A 17,369-nucleotide genomic window follows, 5' to 3' on the forward strand; every position below is an offset into this window, starting at 1 on the left:
CCGACTAACGAGGATTCAAAGACTTAAGATTAGATTGCTTGCTTTGAGCTTAAGGGAGAGCAGGGGAAAGTTTATTGAAATAATCCTGCATACCGAGTTTGATCGTGCTCGGATTAATTTGCAGTTGAAAACGATATTCAGCAGATTGGCTATTGCTACGATCTATCCCCAGCGGCTGTAGCATGATATTTAAACCCTGAGTTGGATCACTGGATTGTAGGCCTTGGGCAATACTCATGACATATTGCTGCAGCATTGGAGAAACCGAACTAAAGTCAGGCTGGCTCTGCGGCTGAAAATCCAGATTTTCGATCACCTCTGCATTCAGTACAAAATTCTGGGCTTCCTTGGAACTGCGCATCACCTGATGCTGTAAGGCACGCTGAGTCTTTTCTTCCTGGACAAAAGGAACATAACCAGTTTGATTGCTCAGTTCAGGTTCCGCCATCACGGTCAAGGTCGGCAGCGTTACCGCTACTTTATCATCGTCGGCTAGTGCTCCCATGCTGAATGTGCCCAGCATGATTCCAAATGCAAACCAAAATGCAGAAATTGTCATAATATTCATTGTCTTGCCTCCCCCTTATTTTCTATCACCCAAGTTGTATAACTGCAGATGTCATAAACTATTTTTAATATTCTTATCTATTAGATTACCTGGATTATTTGGACAACTCATGCCTGCTCGGATGAATGGCATCTCAGGAAAATGATCTCGAAACCTAAAAGCATATGACGCTCACAGTTTCAAAGCCGGATAATAAGCAAAGATCATTTTCTATTGAATAACAAAATGACAGGCGAAAAAAAACCTCAAACATGGTTTGAGGTTTTTTGAATATGGTGGCGAGACCCAGGATCGAACTGGGGACACACGGATTTTCAATCCGTTGCTCTACCTACTGAGCTATCACGCCGATGCGGTGTATTAAGCCGTATCTGCACACATTAGTCAATCGAAATTAGAAAAAAAATGATTGAATGTGTAAAATTTGACCCAAAAAAAAATCCCTGATGGGATCAGGGATTGAAAACTTTAAATCGTTTGGAATATGGTGGCGAGACCCAGGATCGAACTGGGGACACACGGATTTTCAATCCGTTGCTCTACCTACTGAGCTATCACGCCGATGACGCGTATTAAACCGTTTCAGCCCAATGCCGTCAAGCATGAAAAGTATAATTTTTATCAATCGTCTACTTTTGCAGCAGATTTAATTATCACTTGTTTAATTTTTAATTAAAATGGCCTAAATTATTCATTTTCAGTCAAAAATTTGCATAAAAAAGCAGCCCTGAGGCTGCCTTGATACAAGAAAAGTTTAAATTTTTTCAATATGCGCTAGACAGCGATGAATCGCGCCACAGCCAGGTTCAAACACCTTTACACCTTTTTCTTCTTCCATTCGGCAGGCTTCACTGACCAGCCTTTCTGCAACCCCACGTCCACGATTGGCCGGATGTACAACGACATACTCCAGCAGGCGGGTTTCGCCTTGACCCGTGCACCAGATCGCACCAATAATACGGGTATTAAATTCTGCGGTATAAAGTACGGTATACTGTTGCAGGTTTTGCTCTAGTTGTTCCATGGCATCGGCCCCATCACTAAACTCCGGGCTGGTGTCATACAGTCGCTCAAGCTGGCTGCGCACTTCATCATTTTCCAAAGAAGTATAGGCATGTACGGTTATAGGCATTGATAAACCCTCCTGAGCAATCTAATATGCGGTGACGTCGTCACGGCGAAAATATTTTCTACATCAATCATTTTGACGTATTTGAGGAACGTGTCTATGACAGATCGTATCAGTGAAGTGGTAAGAAATACCAACGAAACCAAAATTCGAGTTCGCTTGAATCTCGATGGGTCTGGTCAAGGCACTTTAAATACTGGTATTCCATTTTTAGATCATATGATTGATCAAATCAAGCGACATGGTCTGTTTGATATTGATATTCATTGTGACGGCGACCTGGAAATTGACGATCACCATACTGTAGAAGACTGTGGTATTACCCTGGGTCAAGCCTTTGCACAAGCATTGGGTGACAAGAAAGGTTTACGCCGTTATGGTCACTTCTATGCCCCGCTGGATGAGTCTTTGAGCCGTGTCGTGGTTGATCTGTCTGGTCGTCCGGGTCTGTTTATGGATATTCCATTTACCCGTGCCATGATTGGCCGTTTTGATGTAGACCTGTTCTCTGAATTCTTCCAGGGCTTTGTAAATCACTCGCTGATGACTTTACATATTGACAACCTAAAAGGTAAAAACAGTCACCATCAGATTGAAAGCGTATTTAAGGCGTTTGCCCGTGCATTGCGTATGGCATGTGAAGTTGATCCACGTGCTGCCAATACTGTTGCTTCAACCAAAGGTACCCTGTAATGACCCGTATTGCCCTTCTTGACTATGGCATGGGAAATCTTCACTCCGCTGCCAAAGCATTAGAACATGTCGGTGCTACAGTAGATGTGACCAATGATCCGAAGCTGATTGCTCAGGCAGACAAGATTGTTTTCCCGGGTGTAGGCGCAATGCGTGACTGTATGCACGGTATGCATGAAGCAGGTATTGATGATGTGGTGCGTCATGCGGTGTTCAATAAGCCGGTACTGGCAATCTGTGTCGGTATGCAGGCGCTGATGCAACGTTCTGAAGAAAATGGCGGCGCAGATGCACTGGGTATTTTTGAAGGCGAAGTGAAACGCTTCCCGGATGTGGAAGGTCTAAAAGTACCGCATATGGGCTGGAACCAGGTGCATCAGGCTGATCCAGGTCATCCAATGTGGAAAGACATTGAACAGGATGCACGTTTCTATTTCGTACACAGCTTCTATGTAGAGCCGAAAGATCCAAGCATCGTGGCTGCGACATGTGACTATGGTTTAGAATTCTGTACGGCACTGCATAAAGAAAATCTGTTTGCGACCCAGTTCCACCCGGAAAAAAGCCATACCGCAGGTTTACAACTGCTGAAAAACTTCGTGGAATGGAATATCTAATCCTATCCATGTTTAAAAAAACCCGCTTGAAGCGGGTTTTTTATTGCTCAATATTTAATCTTTTATTTTTTAATAAATTACTATATCATTCATTTACTTATAAAAATCTTAATGATAAAAACAAGGAAATAACAATGAGTAATTTAAATGATTCTGCTTTAAATGCAGGGGGACGTTTTGGGCGTCGTTCATATCTGGCCTGGAATATGCTGATGGGCTTTTGTTTAATGCTTGTCGGTATTTTAGCTGCTGTCATTCTACCAGGCGCAAATCCATTTCTGAGTCCAGATGGCTCCTTGCCTATGCTATCACTGGTAGTCATGGGATTAATTTATATTGCAGTAATTTATTTCAGTATCATCTTTTTAATTCGTCGCTTGCATGACCGAAACCATAGCGGCTGGCTGTCTTTGCTGATGCTGGTACCTATCGCCAATATTTTATTTGCCTTGTATGCTCTGTTTGCTCCGGGTAACCGCAATCACAACCAGTTTGGACACCCCCGTACCACACGTGGCTGGGAAAATGTACTGGCGATTCTTTATATTCTGCTGATTGTTTTGGGGATTGTAGCAGCGATGGCTGTTCCCTCTTATCAGGACTATGTCAATCGTGCAAAACAGGCAACTTTGCAACAGCAATAAGTTTAATCCAGTCAACTCAATTCAGAAGCCAGATCTAAAAATAGGTCTGGCTTTTCATCTTGATTTAAAAATAATTTTCTTAAAAGCGCTTTAGACTGAATTGAAAAAGTCTTAAGCTGCATCTTCATACACGGACCCACACAGACTCGTCATGGATGCCCTTCATTCTCCAATTTTACCCACCAAAGAAGAGATCGCCACACTTCCACGATTTCAAAATATCTCCTTTGAAAAAATTATTGTGATTCAGAATCTTCAACAGGCACAAGTAATACGTGAAGAACTTGAACAGGTACAAGTCTTTGGCTTTGACTCAGAATCCAAGCCCATATTTAAAGCCGGTGAACAGTCTACAGGACCGCATTTAATTCAGTTAGCTACCCGAGAAAGGGCGTATTTATTTCAAATGAATACGGAACTATGGCATTTTTTACAGCCGATATTTGCTAATCCCAATCAGATGAAAGCTGGCTTTGGCTTAAAAAATGACAAGCATCTGTTTCGTAAAAAAGGCGTTGAACTGAATGGGGTACTGGAACTCTCCAAATGCTTTGGCAGTTTTGAGCTTAAACAGGCTGTTGGGGTCAGAAATGCGATGGCACTCCTGTTCCAGGTGAATCTCCCAAAGTCCAAAAGAATCAGTACATCTAACTGGGCAGCACGAAAACTCAGTCAGGCTCAAATTGAATACGCGGCTGCGGATGCTTATGCCTGTATTTTGATTCTAGAAGAACTTTGGCAACGGAAACTCCTAAGCCGAGAATTGAAACTTTCCTAAAGAAAACCATCATTGCTTCTGGATGTTCCTTAACACTGTTACTTGAGAAATTAAGCGCCGACCGATTGTAAGGTAATGTAAACTATATAACGCACCAAAATTCAGCAAAAGAATAATCACTTTTTCTAAAAATCTGAGTAAATTACTCAACTTTTTTACTATTCTTTCAATTGAACATTAAGCTAAACGATAGAAATGCACAAAAATAACACTACCCTTCCTTTACAAGCACCAAAATAACCAATATAAACCATTGTTTTTAATTACATTTTTTCACAAATATAAAATTATTATCAATCCCTTGATAAACATGAATTTTCCATAACATTTTCCTGACTTATGGTCAAAATTATGGTTCTAGGCTCTATAAATTTGGCAGATTTTTGCTAAAACATGATGTACATAACAATTCTCCATCGTTAAGTGATTCAAATTTCTAGAGGGTAAAAATCATGGCAAGTTTATTGGGCGGCGGTAAGTTCAATGGGGTATTCACACTGGCAGTGCAAGGTATTAGCAAAGCTGTAGGCTTCCTGACTAAGGCGGTTATTACCTTAGTTGATGAAGTGGTTGAAACAGTCAGTACCCTGACGGCACCTTTGACGGACGCACTGACACAATTACCTGTAGTTGGCGATACGTTAAAAACTGTCCTGGATACCAGTACAGGACTGTTAGCAGATGTGAGTCAAGGCGTGCATGCCGTATCAGACCAGCTATTACAGGGAGATTTATCTGATGGTATAGACACACTGCTAAATGGAACTACAGACCTGGTCGGTCAAACTTTAGATGGCGTCTCAGATATCTTGGATAGCGTTTTAGATACTACGGCGCCGCTGACTGCTCCACTGCTTTCTTTGCCAGTCATCGGTGATGTGATTGCATCAGTCGGGCAGACTACTTCTAACCTGAGTGGACTAATTTCAGAAACGGGTGATTATGTTGCTGGCATTCAGCCACTAGATCTGGTGAATGATGTACTCAGTAATCCGGTAGCGAGTGTGGGCGGTGTCCTGCAAGATGTCTCAGGCACTGTCGATGCACTGCTGGATGATCTTGCCCCGATTACTGATACGGCAGCGGATCTGCCAGTTATTGGCGGTATCGTCACAACTGTAGGCGCCACAGCAGGTGCAGTCAATGACGGTCTTTATGACCTGGGTACTCAGCTTGGCAAAGTAGGTTCACTGGATCTGGAACTTCATCTCGCATATGTTTAATTGAATTTCATCCATGCTGAATGATCAGCCTGATCAGATATAAAAATAACAATGAGCTGTACTCACTCACTCCAACCTGTCCATGACAGGTTTTTTTCATATGCAAGATTCAGTATTTAGATTTAGAAATCCGCCGTTTATTTGTTAAGATGGCAGCCATTCAAATTCAATCGACGATTAGGCCAGGAGCGAAAGCATGCTGATCATCCCTGCAATTGACCTGAAAGATGGCAAATGTGTCCGTTTAAAACAAGGTCGTATGGAAGACGATACTGTATTTTCTGATGATCCAGTGGCTACTGCGCAGCATTGGGTAAATGAAGGTGCGCGTCGTCTCCATCTGGTTGATCTGAACGGTGCTTTTGCAGGTACCCCGATTCATAAGCCAGTCGTAGAAGCGATTGCTAAAGCACAACCAAACTTACCGATTCAAATCGGTGGTGGTATCCGTTCACTGGAAACTATTGAGCATTACCTAGATGCAGGCGTATCTTATGTGATCATTGGTACAAAAGCAGTGAAAGAGCCTGAGTTTGTTGAAGAAGCCTGTAAACAGTTCGCTGGTCATATCATTGTTGGGATTGACGCCATGAATGGCATGGTCGCAACGGATGGTTGGGCCAATGTGAGTGATGTGAAAGCGACTGATCTGGCTAAACGTTTCGCAGATGCAGGTGTGTCCAGCATTGTCTATACCGACATCGCACGTGACGGCATGATGCAAGGTGTGAACATTGAGCAAACTGTGAACCTGGCAACTTACTCAGGTCTTCCAGTGATTGCATCTGGTGGTGTCACTAATATCGATGATGTTCATGGCTTAAAAGGCCAACCGGGTATTCTTGGCGCAATTACTGGTCGTGCGATCTATGAGGGCACTTTAAATCTTCGTGAAGCACAAGCGGTTTTAGACGCTTAATCTGAAAGATTGATGTTGCTGTAAAAGAGGTCTTCGGGCCTCTTTTTGTTTTTACCTGAATACTGATCTCCCATGTCTACCTTATCCTCTGAATCCTCAATATGGAAAGCGAAGCTCCCCCAGCTTTCTCTGATTTTAATTACCATCATTTGGGGTACAACCTTTGTGGTGGTGAAATACGGACTGACCTTTGCCAGTCCCGTGCTTTTTGTCGCCTTGCGCTTTATGGCTGCTGCTATTGCCGTGACACTCATTTCCTGGAAATATCTCAAAGGCATGACCGCTTTTGAAGTTTTTGCTGGTGCGGTCATCGGATTGCTCATTGCACTGGGCTATGGCACGCAAACAGTTGGACTACAAACGATTAGCAGTAGTGAGTCAGCCTTTTTAACCGCATTATATGTTCCACTCGTGCCTATCTTGCTATGGCTGCTGTTTCGTAAAAAACCACATGTCATGACATGGATTGGGGCAGCCCTTGCCTTTTTAGGTCTGGTCTTCTTAACAGGAAATGGCTTTGGTGCGATTCAACTGAGTTTTGGACAGCTACTGACAATTTTGGGTTCGATTGCAATTGCACTTGAAATCATCTTTATCAGTTACTTTGCACCGAAGGTAAATACGCGCCGCGTGACCGTGTTACAGCTGATTTTCGCATCACTGTTCTGCTTTATTATGGCAGCAATGCTCGGCGAACCTCTGCTACCTGAGTTCCATCCTCACCTTGCCATCATTTTAGTTGGCCTCGGTATAGCCAGCGCAGTGATTCAACTGGTCATGAACTGGGCACAGGAAATGGTTGATCCTTCTCAGGCTGCCATCATCTATGCAGGTGAACCGATCTGGGCCAGTCTGTTTGGCCGACTCGCTGGAGAACGTTTACCTGCTCTGGCTTTATTGGGCGGATTAATGGTGGTACTGGGTGTAATTGCCAGTGAATGGAAACCGAAGTTTTTAAGAACAGAAAAAAGGGAAGAATTGAAGGAAGATCTTTCTTAATTTTTCCCTCCCCCTAACCCTTTATGAATCCCCCCTAAATCCCCTTTTAAAAAGGGGGATTTTTTATATCTATATTGAATTTTAAAAAGATACCATTTTGCCCAGATTGACCAAAGCACTTAAATCATAGGCCGTTTTCACCATTAGAGTCACCACCGGTGCAAGTACTCGACCAAATAGGATATCTTGATGCTGGATACTGGTTAACATATTAAAGTCATCGGCTTTGCCACAGAAGTCATCTGCAATCGCTTTGCCAATACGCACAGTTCGCGCCACGCCATGACCACTCCAACCTTGTACTGCATAGATTGGAAATTTATCACCAAACTTGCGGCTGTCGGCTGCGCCATTCATGGTCAGATCAGTTGTACCACTCCAGACAAAATTAAGTTCGACCTGTTTTAACTGCGGGAAGACATGCTGAATAGTGCCTACTTCATTCGGATATTCTGCTGCCAAAAATCATAGAGCTATAAAAAAGAGCGGCGATATGCTGCTCTTTCCAGATCCCAATTTGATTTATCGATACATCGGCAGATTATCATTCAAACGCATAATCCCGCGAATTGCACGATACACAATCCAGATCCAGGCCAAGCCAATCACAATCAGGCAGAAAGTGGTGGCACCAAATGCTACACCTGCAAACAGATCCGGATCTTCACCGGTAAAGAACAGGAAGAAAAATGGAACAAAGGCAACGATATTCCAGATCAGATACCACCAGAAGGTGCGGATCTGCCAGGTAAAATGGCTCTCGAAAATTGTGCCGCGAACCGAACTGCGTTTCACATAGTTAATTACCAGCGCAATGACAGCAAGCAGGCCACCGGTAAAGATCGCCACAATATAAAGAATATATAGAATAAGAGTCAGTGTGCGGTTAGGGTCCTTGTCAATCGAATAGTTCATACCCTCTCCTTTTTATCAATTTCCCTTAAATATTTAAGCCGTTTAAAGGGGAAATAAGCCATAGAATCAAAATGATGTTAAAGGCTATGGTACAAAAATAAATCTGACGGAATGGTTGTTTTTGTGTTTTATGTCTCAGTTTTTGTTGGGCCAGCCAAGCTGCCGGCCAACCTCCAAGAAAAGCCACCAGATGTAGCGCATTTTCAGGAATACGGCGATTGCCCAATTGGGCTGCTTCCTTGTCTTGGGCGTAGAGCCAGTAACTCAATACATTCATCAGGCTGATCAGCAACACTACCATCCCGCTCAACAGGCCACTGAAACTGAGTACCACAAGCGCCAGAATATATCCCACACAGAGGATTTGCATCGGCTGCAATTTTTCTTTTTTATTCTTTATGACTGTTTTCTGTTTAGCCGTCAACGCCTTGATCTGGGCAGCTTTGAGATAAGTCACCTGCTGAGCACGATAACGGCCCTGATCATCCAGAATCACGGCATAATCCAAGGCACAACCAACAATCGGGCGCGGACCAGGGCGCGCAAAGTCCTTAATGTGCAGGAACACACGTTCCTTGCCGGCATCATTCGGCTGAATAAATCCATAGCCTTTTTCATCAAACCATTCCACCAAACGCCCTTGATCACGCATATTGTTGTTCCTGTTGGTTAAGCGGTAACAAACTTAAGTCGTTCGATCAACATATTACGCATTTCTTCCGGATTCTTTTGCAGAATATCGTTTCCGGTACGGCCTTGAGCCGCATTTTTCTGTGCCACTTGTAAACGCATCATCCAGAAACGACCGGCTGCCATCGCCAGGTAAAGCTGCAGACAGGCTTTTTCATCCTCAGTCAAGGGACGGATACTTTCATAAGCCTTTAGAAAAGCAACCGCACGTTCTTCATTCAAGGTCACTGCGGGATAATCTGTGCAGAAGTCATTTAAGGTAATGGCAATATCAAACAGCAGCTCATCTTTATTCAATTCATAAAAATCCAGAATGCCATTGAGCTGATCTCCCTCAAACAGGGTATTGTCACGGAACAGATCTGAGTGAATAAAGCCACGTGGGCGATCAGTATAAACGGCTGTCAATGCCTCATACAGGCCGAGCAACTTACCCAACAGGACATTATCAGCAGCATTCAGGGTTGGCTTGATTTCCTGCGCCACGGCATACCAGTAGGCATGATCACGTACGAATTCGCGTTCCAGTTTAAAATCTTTTAGTGCTACATGCATTTTTGCCTGCGCAATGGCAATGGCTTCGGCCTGAGCCTTAGTCGCTGGCATAGGATGTTCGCCTAGCATCCGTGGCGCGATCTGGGCTGGCTTACCCTTGATGCTATGAATGGCCTTGCCTGAATGCGATAATGGGACGGGCACAGCCACCCCTGCCTGTCCCAGATGCTTAAGTACGGGAACCAGTTCACCAGCAGCCTGTTCATCCATGTCCTCGAACACAGTCAATACATATTGCTGGTCTTCACAGACCAGAAAGTAGTTGGTGTTCTGGATACCTCCTTGAATGGGAATCAGATCAATCGCTTTGAGACCATAAGGCGCTGCAAAATCCTGAACTTCCTTTAAAGTCAAAGTGGTATAAACCGACATAGAAAACCTGCGAAAAAACTTACATATTTTTGCTAGAATACCGTTTCCATCTGCCAAGGTGTAGCGCTTGCGTGGGTGAGTTTCATAATCGGCTGTAATAATTGGAAAAATTTATGCTAGCTAAACGTATTATTCCTTGCCTCGACGTTGATAATGGTCGTGTGGTCAAGGGTGTTCAGTTCCTTGATATTCGTGATGCGGGCGACCCGGTCGAAGTGGCGCGTCGCTATAATGAACAAGGTGCCGATGAAATTACTTTCCTTGATATTACCGCTACACATCATGGACGTGACACGACTTATCGTACTGTAGAGCGTATGGCCGAATCTGTATTCGTACCGTTAACTGTAGGTGGTGGTGTCCGTAAAGTTGAAGATATCCGTTTACTGTTAAATGCTGGCGCGGATAAAGTCAGCATCAACTCAGCAGCTATTTATAATCCTGAATTCGTCCAGGAGGCTTCTCAGCGTTTTGGTGCACAATGTATCGTGGTGGCTATTGATGCCAAGAAAACCGGCGAGAATAAATGGGAAATCTTTACTCACGGTGGCCGCAAGGAAACAGGTATTGATGCGATTGAATGGGCCGTGAAAATGGCGGACTACGGCGCCGGTGAACTGTTAGTGACCTCAATGGATGCTGATGGTACTAAAGCGGGCTATGACCTGGCACTCATGCGTACCATTAATGACCGCGTTAACATTCCAACAATTGCTTCTGGTGGTGTCGGCAACCTGCAACATCTGGCGGACGGGATTTTAAAAGGAGGCGCAGATGCTGTACTTGCAGCCTCAATCTTCCACTTCGGCCAGCATACCATTCCAGAAGCAAAAGCCTATCTGGCAGCGCAAGGCATTGAAATGCGTCTTTAATTCTTTTTAGAGACAAGATCTGAAAAAGGCATGTTAATCATGCCTTTTTTATGACTTGAAAATTTGAGCACATGAATTATGGACAAAAAAAAAGGAGTCTTGCGACTCCTTATAAAACCAAGAATAGACTACAGCGCTTGGTGTCAACATAACCAGTAAAATCTAACCATAACTCAAGTATTCATAACAACCTGTCAGCGTTAGGCTATATCGCTGACAGGTGTAAATATAGGTCAAAAAACACCCCGAATATTGACAATTTAAGCAGGATTTATTGACAAATCACGACAAAAATAGCGTGCAAATGCATTTTATTTCCTTATCTAAAACTTCTAGGTTTCTTTTAAGGATTTAAGGCTCTATTTTTCTCAATCCATTTGGCTGGAAAGATCTGCTGAATACTGCTGCTCAGGGCTTGAGAAACCGTTTTGGGTAGATAGATGCCGAGTGGATTTTGTTCCTGTAATTCAGGCGATGAAATCACCCGTGTCCCCATAACGTAGTCGAACCATGGTCGGGTCACACACCAGTTGGCATCCTGATTACTATTCATATGATGGTCATAATGCCAGGGAATTTTTCGCTTGGCCCATTCTGGTTCCAGATGTGCCCGACGATGCACATAATAATAATTGCAGGCACTATAAAGCACTGCGAGCGACATTCCTTTTGAAACCGGATAAAAGGCCAGACCAAATACACTGGCAACAACAACCAGAGATCCAATTTCATTACGGGTACGCCAGTTCTGCCAGCCTTCTACATAGCCATGATCAGAGAATGCCGTCTTACGCACCTCCCGATGATGCTCCCAGTGTGAACGCATGCTCTGCGGTACTGGACTGTAGCGAGCCTGACCTTTGCGAGGTATACCATGCAGAATATATTTATGCGCAAACCATTCAAAACCATTGGCAATTACCAGTCCTGCCAGAAAACCTTTTAGCATTGTCTGTCCCTCCTTTTTATTTACTATAGGTGAGCTAAAAGGCTAGATATTGACCAAAAAATTCAATATGATTGACAAAACACGACAAAAAAGAATTAAAAAATGCACAGCATACAGGACGATGCAGGCACGGTTTATGGAGGTCTGGGACATTTGTTGCTGGAGTTCTATCTATCCAAACAACTCCCCATTCCAGAAAAACTACTCGCTATACAGGACGTTGAACGCTTTGAATTTGTCATCTGGCGTGAGTTGCTCATGCAATTACAGCAAAAGTTGCAGACTCCTGCCTTAGGCCTGGAAATTGCTAATTTCGTACAACCCCGACATCTCGGCATTATTGCCTATCTGGCGCTGTCCTGTGAAACCTTGAGCGAAGCCATGATGCGCTATCATGACTATCATCGTCTGGTCTATGACGGCAGTCCTTTAGAAGTCCGTGTCGAAAATGACTACCTGTCAATTGCCTGGGTCGATGTTCCTCTAAATCTGGCGACTCAATTGACAGATGAAGTCGCCATGGCATTGATGCTGAAATTTGTACGTTCGCTGATGGCTACCGATGATATTCACTTACATGAAGTTCATTTCCGTCAGCCGACCAACAAGTATCTCAATCTGTATGAACAGTACTTCCGTTGCAAGGTCCGTTTTGATCAGCCAAAGAGTGTGATTTTTATGCATGTTTCTGAACTGGCAAAACCATTACGTCAAGGTGACCAGACGCTACAGAAGCTGTTAAAACAACAGGCAGAAGCCTTATTGGAAAAACTGCCGAATACTTCACAGATAGATCATCGGATTCAGCAGGCGATCCTGACCGGACTGCAAAAAAACATGTTTCAGATTGAGCATATTGCCCGTCAGTTACACTGGTCGGTTCGGCAGTTACAGCGTCATTTGCAAAAACAGGGCAAGACCTATCAGCAGCGAATGCAGGAAATCCGTTTTATGCTAGCCCAGCAATATTTGACCGATGAAAATCTAAGCCTGCACGAGATTTCCCTGTTATTGGGTTATTCAGAACAAAGTGCCTTCCAGCGTGCCTTTAAGCAGTGGACCCGTCAGACGCCGCAACAGTGGCGCTCAGATTATCTGAAAAACAAAACATAGGAGAAATTTTTAGATTACCCGATGCAGGCCAATCTCAATACCCAATATCAAATTTAGATTTTTGAGTAAAAATAATAAAAATAATTCAAGAGAAATAAACTTTTAAACCTGAATAAAAAAAGCTCATATTAATCCTGAGCTTTTTCTGTTTCGCATGGAAGAGTCATGAAATTTTAAAAAATGACCCATTATAAAAATGGATTATCAATTTCCTGAGCGTCATCACGCTGGATCTTGTCAGGCAGATCCGGGGTATTTTCCAGTTGCTGTACCACATCATTGAGTAGCGCCTGCAAGGCCTTGGCTGCTTTCAGTCCGGCCTGATCCTTGGTTAACTGCAAGTTTCCATAGAGGCTGACACAGTCCACATCATTTTCAATGGTCAGGTCATGAATCGCATGTGATTCGGTGCCGTTTTCATAAGGTTTAAACATTTTCTTCTGTCGCTTCCTTGTTGTTTTTTAATTGTACCGGACAGATTTATGCTACCTGAATCCTGTCTGGCACAACAGAATTATTTCAAAAGCTGTAAAATGAACTGTAGCACTGCTTCCAGCAACTGCTTGATCAATGCACCTTGCGGATCATTATTGCCTGCTGCGTCACTAGTGGAGCCCTCAGATGTTGAAGTATTCCCGCTCACAGACGTACGACTGCCACCAGAACGTTTGAATTCCTCTTGTAATGCTTCCAGGTCACTTTTGGATACATCTTCGGCGCACTGGCTTTCTGCATCCCAGTTTGCATAGGTGATAGGCTTATTGGCCTTCACCTCGCTGGCTTTCAAAGGCAGCTTATAGGTATTACGTTTCTGTTCTTCAGTCAGTTGCGGGAAGATGTTGATATTAACCAGTTCCTCCAGGGCACAGACGCTGATGATCTGGACTTTTGGTGCCGGATTTTTCAGGTTGTTATCCACATAATACACCCCGGCTGCACCAGTTTTCGGCATATATACTGCTTTATAGGTCGCATTTGGTACGATTACGCCTCTGCCAATCGTCTCCAGCTTTTTCGCGCTATAAACCGGCCCTGTAACCACGTAGACATCCTGTTTCTGTTTGGTCACCACCGCACGAGTGGCTTCTTCCAGTTCACGCCACGCTTGCTGATTGTTCTTCGGGGCTTGCGGTACCATATTGGCTAAGGAGAAACTGTCAAATTGTGCCTGCTTGGTTGGCATATCGGCATTTGGTGCCATATGTCCACGGTCATAGCCAGTACCGCGGTAATCTGCCAGAGTTGCGCGATGCGCCGAACTGACACGTTCTTCCTCATGGAAGCTGTCTTCACGCGGAATCTTTTGACTCAGGCGAGATGGCGTCAATAGTTCTGCCACCCATAATGGTGTTTTGGAGACACCAGAATACATGACATTAAAGCCGTTAAAGCACAGTGCATAGCTGTTCTTTTTTAAGCTGTCCTTCATTAAGTAGGGGGGCACATCCCGGTAAAACTGATCCAGACAGGCAGAATTTGATGGTGAAGACAGCGATACCCACTGGCTGATTTTTTCTTGACCAAAGGCAATCGCAAAACTACCCGATGCCACCACACCCAGGATAATTTTTACAGTATTTTCGTTAAGGAACTGAAAGACAGGATTTTTTTTGGTACGTTGCTTCTTGGCCATGATTACAGCTACTTTAGAACATCTACAGCGGGTGTTGCCGAGCTTAACAAGCCCTGTAAGCCGTGTATATCATGACATTTCTAATCGATTAACAAATAAGCGATATGTAAATAAACATCCATTAAGTATGTAACAGCCTGTCGGTTTTTTACGAATACTTGAACTAGATTTCAACCCATTTATGTAGCTTTCCTTGCTGCCTACTCTTTAATTATGCAATTGTAAGAAACTCTAATTCCTCGAAGAAATATACGAAGGAGCATTGTGATGTTATCGCTGAAGAAAAACTCCCATACTTGCAAAACTCATTATTCAAAATTACTGGCTTTAGGTGTATTTACCAGTGTAATGAGCCTCAGTGCATTGGCTGAACCACGAGTACAGCCGGGCGAAACATTAGAAAGCCTGTCCAAGGCACGAATTAGCACCACTGTAAACGGTCAGAATGCTTCTCTGGAAAATTTGGTCAATTCTGGTCAGATTCGTTTAGTGCAGCCAAGTCAGGCACCTGCTATGCAAAGTAATCCGTCATCTGGCATGCAATCTGGTCAGCCGGGCATGTCTCAGGCTCCGGGTATGATGCGCCATTCTCAAGATCCTGCCATGATGCGACAAGGTTCAACTCCAGACATGCAGCAACCCAACGATCCTCGTACTCTGCCTGAGATGCAGCAAGATTCCCCGATGACACCAGCAGGCTCTACTGCTCCAGGTGTAACTACTCCATAACGGGTCTGAAACAGATATTAAAAACCAGAGCTGAACTCTGGTTTTTTCATTTTGAGTATTGTTGCTAGATTTCGATCTGGCTACCAAGTTCCACCACCCGGTTAGTTGGAATCTGATAGAAATCACTCACCGGACTGGTATTACGTTGCATTGAGATAAACAGTTTTTCACGCCATGGTGACATGCCTTCTCCGATTGCATGAATTACCCGGTCACGAGAGATAAAGAAACTGATCTGCATCAGATCATAGTCAAAGCCCCATTCCGTGTAGGCTTGCTTGACCGCCCGTGGAATATCAGGCTGATCCTTGAAACCGAAATAGGCATAAATCCGGTAAAAATGCTCATTCAGCTTTTCAACTTCTACCCGATCTTCCTCTCCCACAAAGGGAATATCCCGGGTAATCACCGTAACCATGATATTACGTTGATGCAGTACCTTGTTATGCTTGATGTTATGCAGCATGGCATGTGGTACGACATCCGGAGTTCCGGTCAGGAAAATGGCATCTCCCGGCACAAACTGGGTACCGCCACCGGTAGAAACACTCTTGATAAATAGCTCAATTGGCAAGGTATTTTGCTGCATACGTTTGAGTAACAGTTCGCGGCCATCCTTCCAAGTCATGAGTATCGTAAACAATACTGCGCCAAGCATGATTGGCACCCAGCACCCGAATAGATTTTCAGTGAAGTAGATGCGACAAAAATCAGATCGAGCGCCAGAAAAGGAGCCGCGAATAATAGTACTTTCCAGATTGGCCAGCGCCAGAAACCATAAGCCAAAATAGAGATCAAGATCGTGCCACAGAGCATGGTCATGGTTACTGCCACCCCATAGGCGCTGGCAAGTCTCGCACTGTTCTCAAATAACAAAATCAGAATCACGACCGAAATAAACAGCATCCAGTTAATGAATGGCAGATAAATCTGGCCACGTTCTTCAGCTGAAGTGTGTTTCACGCTCAAACGTGGTAAATAGCGCAGCTGAATTGCCTGATTGACCATCGAGAATACCCCGGTAATCACGGCTTGTGAGGCAATGACCGCAGCAGCCGTTGCCAGACCAATCATTGGATACAGGCTCCATTCCGGCAGCAGCATATAGAATGGATTAGCCAAAGCTTCTGGACTACGTAGCAGAAGCGCACCCTGCCCTGCATAATTGAGTAACAGACATGGCAAGACAATAATGAACCAGGCCAGACGAATTGGCAGGCGACCAAAATGTCCCATATCTGCATAAATCGCTTCGCCTCCGGTCATGGTCAGAATCACTGCGCCCATGGTCAGGAAAGCCACATAAGGTTGATCTACCACAAAATGATAAGCCCAATAAGGGTTGATCATATGCAGGACCGTCGGCGTCTGGATGATGCTCCATAAACCAAAGCCACCAATCGACAGGAACCACAGCAAAGTCAGTGGACCAAAAAATTTACCCATGGTCCCGGTACCATGACGCTGTACCAGAAACAGGCCGGCAATGATTCCGATGGATAAGGGCTCCAGCCATTTATTAAACACTGGCGTAGCAATACTCAATCCTTCAATGGCAGAGAGTACAGAAATCGCAGGTGTAATAATCCCATCACCAAAGAACAATGAAGCACCAATAAAGCCTAAAGCAATCAGATAAATCTTTTTCTTATCCGAGATTAGTGTTGTCCGCAGGTTGAGGGCCAGCAGTGACATGATGCCGCCCTCACCATTGTTGTCAGCACGCATGATGATGGTGACGTATTTAAAACTCACCGTCAGCATGATGCACCAGAAGATCAGGGAGAGAATGCCCAGTACCGAGGCTTCGCTGATGGCAAGATGCGAGGTCAGGAAACATTGGCGTAGTGCATAAAGAGGACTGGTACCAATATCACCAAAAACGACCCCAAGCGCAGCCAGCGTAATGACTGGTAAAGCTGCTTTTTGTGCAGTACTTTGCATATATTGTCTTCGTTTTAGAAAGCATTT

18 protein-coding genes, 2 tRNA genes and 2 pseudogenes are annotated in these 17,369 nt (G+C 44.2%); 10 read left to right on the forward strand and 12 right to left on the reverse strand.

Going from position 1 to position 17,369, the window contains the following annotated elements; all coding sequences use genetic code 11:
* Positions 1–49 precede the first annotated feature (49 nt).
* From BK820_RS10320 to BK820_RS10335, 4 genes are all read right to left on the reverse strand, one after another.
* Positions 50–568: a hypothetical protein gene (locus tag BK820_RS10320; protein ID WP_071320857.1), complete on the reverse strand. Its 519-nt coding sequence runs from the start codon at positions 566–568 to the stop codon at positions 50–52.
* Between the two features lie 273 nt (positions 569–841).
* Positions 842–917 (reverse strand) — tRNA-Phe (locus BK820_RS10325).
* A gap of 136 nt (positions 918–1,053) precedes the next feature.
* Positions 1,054–1,129 (reverse strand) — tRNA-Phe (locus BK820_RS10330).
* Between the two features lie 193 nt (positions 1,130–1,322).
* Positions 1,323–1,700, reverse strand: coding sequence for a GNAT family N-acetyltransferase (locus BK820_RS10335; RefSeq protein ID WP_004813635.1), 378 nt, complete (start codon positions 1,698–1,700; stop codon positions 1,323–1,325).
* A gap of 96 nt (positions 1,701–1,796) precedes the next feature.
* Here BK820_RS10335 and hisB point away from each other — a divergent pair, with 96 nt between their 5' ends.
* From hisB to BK820_RS10370, 7 genes are all read left to right on the forward strand, one after another.
* A complete protein-coding gene (gene hisB, locus BK820_RS10340) occupies positions 1,797–2,390 on the forward strand; it encodes an imidazoleglycerol-phosphate dehydratase HisB (protein ID WP_004813636.1) in 594 nt (197 codons plus the stop codon).
* On the forward strand, positions 2,390–3,007 hold the full coding sequence (gene hisH / locus BK820_RS10345; protein WP_071320858.1) for an imidazole glycerol phosphate synthase subunit HisH: 618 nt from the start codon (positions 2,390–2,392) through the stop codon (positions 3,005–3,007). Before hisB ends, hisH begins: the two co-directional genes overlap by 1 nt.
* A gap of 134 nt (positions 3,008–3,141) precedes the next feature.
* The gene (locus BK820_RS10350; RefSeq protein WP_071320859.1) at positions 3,142–3,651 is read left to right on the forward strand and encodes a DUF805 domain-containing protein; all 510 of its coding nucleotides are present in this window, start codon (positions 3,142–3,144) and stop codon (positions 3,649–3,651) included.
* 151 nt (positions 3,652–3,802) lie between these two features.
* On the forward strand, positions 3,803–4,429 hold the full coding sequence (locus BK820_RS10355) for a 3'-5' exonuclease (protein WP_071320860.1): 627 nt from the start codon (positions 3,803–3,805) through the stop codon (positions 4,427–4,429).
* A 452-nt stretch (positions 4,430–4,881) separates the two neighbouring features.
* The gene (locus BK820_RS10360; protein ID WP_071320861.1) at positions 4,882–5,652 is read left to right on the forward strand and encodes a hypothetical protein; all 771 of its coding nucleotides are present in this window, start codon (positions 4,882–4,884) and stop codon (positions 5,650–5,652) included.
* Positions 5,653–5,848: 196 nt separating this feature from the next.
* Positions 5,849–6,571: a 1-(5-phosphoribosyl)-5-[(5-phosphoribosylamino)methylideneamino]imidazole-4-carboxamide isomerase gene (gene hisA, locus BK820_RS10365; protein WP_071320862.1), complete on the forward strand. Its 723-nt coding sequence runs from the start codon at positions 5,849–5,851 to the stop codon at positions 6,569–6,571.
* Positions 6,572–6,643: 72 nt separating this feature from the next.
* The gene (locus BK820_RS10370; RefSeq protein ID WP_071320863.1) at positions 6,644–7,570 is read left to right on the forward strand and encodes a DMT family transporter; all 927 of its coding nucleotides are present in this window, start codon (positions 6,644–6,646) and stop codon (positions 7,568–7,570) included.
* Between the two features lie 81 nt (positions 7,571–7,651).
* Here the strand turns inward: BK820_RS10370 and BK820_RS10375 are convergent.
* The 4 genes and pseudogenes from BK820_RS10375 to BK820_RS10390 all read right to left on the reverse strand — a co-directional run.
* Positions 7,652–7,999: pseudogene (locus BK820_RS10375) on the reverse strand (FAD-binding oxidoreductase); the annotation flags it as partial.
* A gap of 93 nt (positions 8,000–8,092) precedes the next feature.
* A complete protein-coding gene (locus tag BK820_RS10380) occupies positions 8,093–8,485 on the reverse strand; it encodes a DUF4870 family protein (protein ID WP_005220665.1) in 393 nt (130 codons plus the stop codon).
* 25 nt (positions 8,486–8,510) lie between these two features.
* Positions 8,511–9,137, reverse strand: a complete 627-nt coding sequence (locus tag BK820_RS10385; RefSeq protein ID WP_004813646.1) for a DUF1294 domain-containing protein — start codon at positions 9,135–9,137, stop codon at positions 8,511–8,513.
* A gap of 17 nt (positions 9,138–9,154) precedes the next feature.
* Positions 9,155–10,102: a homoserine kinase gene (locus tag BK820_RS10390; RefSeq protein WP_004813647.1), complete on the reverse strand. Its 948-nt coding sequence runs from the start codon at positions 10,100–10,102 to the stop codon at positions 9,155–9,157.
* A 113-nt stretch (positions 10,103–10,215) separates the two neighbouring features.
* Here BK820_RS10390 and hisF point away from each other — a divergent pair, with 113 nt between their 5' ends.
* The gene (gene hisF, locus BK820_RS10395) at positions 10,216–10,974 is read left to right on the forward strand and encodes an imidazole glycerol phosphate synthase subunit HisF (RefSeq protein ID WP_004813648.1); all 759 of its coding nucleotides are present in this window, start codon (positions 10,216–10,218) and stop codon (positions 10,972–10,974) included.
* A gap of 343 nt (positions 10,975–11,317) precedes the next feature.
* Here hisF and BK820_RS10400 read toward each other — a convergent pair whose 3' ends face one another.
* Entirely contained in the window at positions 11,318–11,923 is a 606-nt protein-coding gene (locus BK820_RS10400) for a sterol desaturase family protein (RefSeq protein WP_004813649.1), read from the reverse strand.
* A 102-nt stretch (positions 11,924–12,025) separates the two neighbouring features.
* Between BK820_RS10400 and BK820_RS10405 the strand changes: the two genes are divergently transcribed.
* Positions 12,026–13,036 carry an AraC family transcriptional regulator gene (locus BK820_RS10405; RefSeq protein WP_004813650.1) on the forward strand — a complete coding sequence of 337 codons (1,011 nt, stop codon included), beginning with the start codon at positions 12,026–12,028 and terminating at the stop codon, positions 13,034–13,036.
* Positions 13,037–13,224: 188 nt separating this feature from the next.
* On the opposite strand, the gene BK820_RS10410 is transcribed toward BK820_RS10405, so the two are convergent.
* Positions 13,225–13,470, reverse strand: a complete 246-nt coding sequence (locus BK820_RS10410) for a hypothetical protein (protein ID WP_004813651.1) — start codon at positions 13,468–13,470, stop codon at positions 13,225–13,227.
* An 80-nt stretch (positions 13,471–13,550) separates the two neighbouring features.
* The gene (locus BK820_RS10415) at positions 13,551–14,669 is read right to left on the reverse strand and encodes a DNA/RNA non-specific endonuclease (RefSeq protein WP_004813653.1); all 1,119 of its coding nucleotides are present in this window, start codon (positions 14,667–14,669) and stop codon (positions 13,551–13,553) included.
* A 267-nt stretch (positions 14,670–14,936) separates the two neighbouring features.
* Here BK820_RS10415 and BK820_RS15860 point away from each other — a divergent pair, with 267 nt between their 5' ends.
* Entirely contained in the window at positions 14,937–15,398 is a 462-nt protein-coding gene (locus BK820_RS15860; protein WP_071320865.1) for a hypothetical protein, read from the forward strand.
* 64 nt (positions 15,399–15,462) lie between these two features.
* Here BK820_RS15860 and BK820_RS10425 read toward each other — a convergent pair.
* A pseudogene (locus tag BK820_RS10425) lies at positions 15,463–17,342 on the reverse strand (potassium transporter Kup).
* Positions 17,343–17,369 lie beyond the last annotated feature (27 nt).

It is taken from the genome of Acinetobacter sp. LCT-H3 (assembly GCF_001866125.1).
Lineage (GTDB): Bacteria > Pseudomonadota > Gammaproteobacteria > Pseudomonadales > Moraxellaceae > Acinetobacter > Acinetobacter schindleri.

Bases quoted from the DNA above. Each gene is read 5' to 3' on its own strand.
- BK820_RS10405 (WP_004813650.1), top strand. From the start codon at position 12,026: ATGCACAGCATACAGGACGATGCAGGCACGGTTTATGGAGGTCTGGGA.
- hisA (WP_071320862.1), top strand. From the start codon at position 5,849: ATGCTGATCATCCCTGCAATTGACCTGAAAGATGGCAAATGTGTCCGT.
- hisF (WP_004813648.1), top strand. From the start codon at position 10,216: ATGCTAGCTAAACGTATTATTCCTTGCCTCGACGTTGATAATGGTCGT.
- hisB (WP_004813636.1), top strand. From the start codon at position 1,797: ATGACAGATCGTATCAGTGAAGTGGTAAGAAATACCAACGAAACCAAA.
- BK820_RS10410 (WP_004813651.1), bottom strand. From the start codon at position 13,470: ATGTTTAAACCTTATGAAAACGGCACCGAATCACATGCGATTCATGAC.
- BK820_RS10350 (WP_071320859.1), top strand. From the start codon at position 3,142: ATGAGTAATTTAAATGATTCTGCTTTAAATGCAGGGGGACGTTTTGGG.
- hisH (WP_071320858.1), top strand. From the start codon at position 2,390: ATGACCCGTATTGCCCTTCTTGACTATGGCATGGGAAATCTTCACTCC.
- BK820_RS10385 (WP_004813646.1), bottom strand. From the start codon at position 9,137: ATGCGTGATCAAGGGCGTTTGGTGGAATGGTTTGATGAAAAAGGCTAT.
- BK820_RS10390 (WP_004813647.1), bottom strand. From the start codon at position 10,102: ATGTCGGTTTATACCACTTTGACTTTAAAGGAAGTTCAGGATTTTGCA.
- BK820_RS10335 (WP_004813635.1), bottom strand. From the start codon at position 1,700: ATGCCTATAACCGTACATGCCTATACTTCTTTGGAAAATGATGAAGTG.
- BK820_RS10360 (WP_071320861.1), top strand. From the start codon at position 4,882: ATGGCAAGTTTATTGGGCGGCGGTAAGTTCAATGGGGTATTCACACTG.
- BK820_RS10400 (WP_004813649.1), bottom strand. From the start codon at position 11,923: ATGCTAAAAGGTTTTCTGGCAGGACTGGTAATTGCCAATGGTTTTGAA.
- BK820_RS10355 (WP_071320860.1), top strand. From the start codon at position 3,803: ATGGATGCCCTTCATTCTCCAATTTTACCCACCAAAGAAGAGATCGCC.
- BK820_RS10380 (WP_005220665.1), bottom strand. From the start codon at position 8,485: ATGAACTATTCGATTGACAAGGACCCTAACCGCACACTGACTCTTATT.
- BK820_RS10415 (WP_004813653.1), bottom strand. From the start codon at position 14,669: ATGGCCAAGAAGCAACGTACCAAAAAAAATCCTGTCTTTCAGTTCCTT.
- BK820_RS15860 (WP_071320865.1), top strand. From the start codon at position 14,937: ATGTTATCGCTGAAGAAAAACTCCCATACTTGCAAAACTCATTATTCA.
- BK820_RS10320 (WP_071320857.1), bottom strand. From the start codon at position 568: ATGAATATTATGACAATTTCTGCATTTTGGTTTGCATTTGGAATCATG.
- BK820_RS10370 (WP_071320863.1), top strand. From the start codon at position 6,644: ATGTCTACCTTATCCTCTGAATCCTCAATATGGAAAGCGAAGCTCCCC.